Source organism: Pseudoalteromonas sp. MelDa3, assembly GCF_002863625.1.
Taxonomy (GTDB): domain Bacteria; phylum Pseudomonadota; class Gammaproteobacteria; order Enterobacterales; family Alteromonadaceae; genus Pseudoalteromonas; species Pseudoalteromonas arctica.
On record NZ_PJBR01000200.1, the window covers coordinates 1 to 1,918 of the forward strand.

The window sequence follows — 1,918 nt, forward strand, 5'->3', positions numbered from 1 at the left end:
TATCCCCAAGCGCAGCAACAAGACTAACAACCATATGAAATGCGGTGATATTTCTTTCTCTTTTCGTAAATGCTACTTGTTTACCAAGTCGGTTCAGTTTTTTTTCACTTAGGATACTTATTAATAAAAATGTTAGCATTCATTTGAAGCTCTTTTCTTGATTCTGTGGTTTGTGTGGTAACAACCATTTGATCATGAATTGAGCTTCAACTCAATTTCTTAAGATCTTACCTATGACATCCATGTAGGCAACAAAGAGTTAATCGTCCCTAGAAAGAACCCGAAGGGCAGTGGATGTTTGGTCTTTATGCTGCGTTATCGCCTATTTATGGGGAACAACCACACTACATAGGCTCTGCCTTGCCTAAATACCAAACAGCCTACTGCAAATTTAACCTCGAAAGATAAACAGGCCCTAATTAATTCTCATCAAGTAACTTTAAAAGCGGTGTTTTGTAACGCTCCCACTTAGCGATTGCGGCGTTATTAATAGGTTGGCGAATAGCATGTTTACTCAACGTGGTTACCGGTGTTTTTTGTTTATAAAACGCTAAGCAGCGCTCTTCAAAATGACAGTTTAAAAAACCAAGTAACTGCGTTAGCTGCTCTTTTGAGTTACTCACTAAATCTTCGTAACTGACATCATAAATAGGCATATCTTTAAAGGAGTGCCAATGCCTCATCAGTTTTTCATACAACTTATGATAAAGCTTAAACTCAGATAGTGAGCAAAAATAAGGCTCGTTTTCAGCAAAGTAATTAGTGAAGATAGAAAACGCGGTAGCATTAAAATCACGACTTAAGTTTATAAATTTAGCATTAGGAAACAGCCTATATATAAGTCCTAGCGATTGATAATTACTAGGCAGTTTATTTATTATAAAAGGTCTGATGGGCGATGCTGTTTTTAAAGTTGTGATATACAGTTCGCGGGCTTTTTTTATTAGGTCAGGCGTTAAATGCGCTAAACATTGCGGGTAAGCAACTCCCGTTTTTTGTTCAATAAAAGCAACTGCGTTATTACTAATACTTGTACTCTCTCCTAGGCTCGAAAACTGACTATGGCTTGCCAACATTTGCTCCAGGAGGGTAGAGCCACTACGAGGCATGCCAATGATAAAAACAGGCGTAATATTACCTGTAAATTTTTTATCGGCAGAGGCAATAAATTCCTCGGTGTTGTATTTTATTATTTCATCGTAAAAAGGGATTAAATCTTTAGTGTTAAATTCACTTAATTTTTTTTGTAATTTATTCGCCAATATAAAGTAATTAAATGCTTGCTCGGTATCTTCAAGTGCATCGTAACTGTTTGCTAATGCGTAGTAACACACCATTTTTAAACGTAAATTGCTCGTTTGAGTTAATAAGTGGTGTAAATTACTTACATAATTATGCTCTTTATTAAAGCGGCCTAACTGTACAAGTTCAAATAAAATATAGGCTGTTACTGGGTAGGTGCCAATACTGAGAGCTTGGGCAAACGTTGTATGGGCTTTATCTAATTCGCCATATGTTAAGTAGTGTTGGGCTAAGTAGTAGTGGGGTTCTGGGTTATGACTCGCTAACTTTTTTGCATATTCGAGAACAGTTAACGCATCGTTTGGCGAATTAACACCGTTAAACGCATCTGCTAGTGCATGTAATGGTTCAAGCATATGAGGCATTCGCTCACATGCTTTTTGGAGTAAGTATACAGCAGAGTCATAGCGTTCTAGTCGTAAGGCAATTCTGCCTAAGCCAAATAAAGCTTCACCATTTTCAGGGTTACTATTTAATAGCGTTTTAAAATGAAACTCAGCTTCTTTGAGTTTATTTTGTTGCAGTAGTTGGTTAGCTTTATTAAGTAGCATAGTTATACCAATTTTATTAAAAAAACAATCATTCTATCGCATTAAATAGCGCACTCACTGCGTTA

At 36.5% G+C, this 1,918-nt stretch carries 1 protein-coding gene; it reads right to left on the reverse strand.

Annotation, left to right across the window (positions count from 1 at the left end):
- Nucleotides 1-419: 419 nt before the first annotated feature.
- The gene (locus tag CXF89_RS19075; RefSeq protein ID WP_121955476.1) at nt 420-1,853 is read right to left on the reverse strand and encodes a tetratricopeptide repeat-containing sulfotransferase family protein; all 1,434 of its coding nucleotides are present in this window, start codon (nt 1,851-1,853) and stop codon (nt 420-422) included.
- Nucleotides 1,854-1,918: the final 65 nt, after the last annotated feature.

Bases quoted from the DNA above. Each gene is read 5' to 3' on its own strand.
- CXF89_RS19075 (WP_121955476.1), bottom strand. From the start codon at position 1,853: ATGCTACTTAATAAAGCTAACCAACTACTGCAACAAAATAAACTCAAA.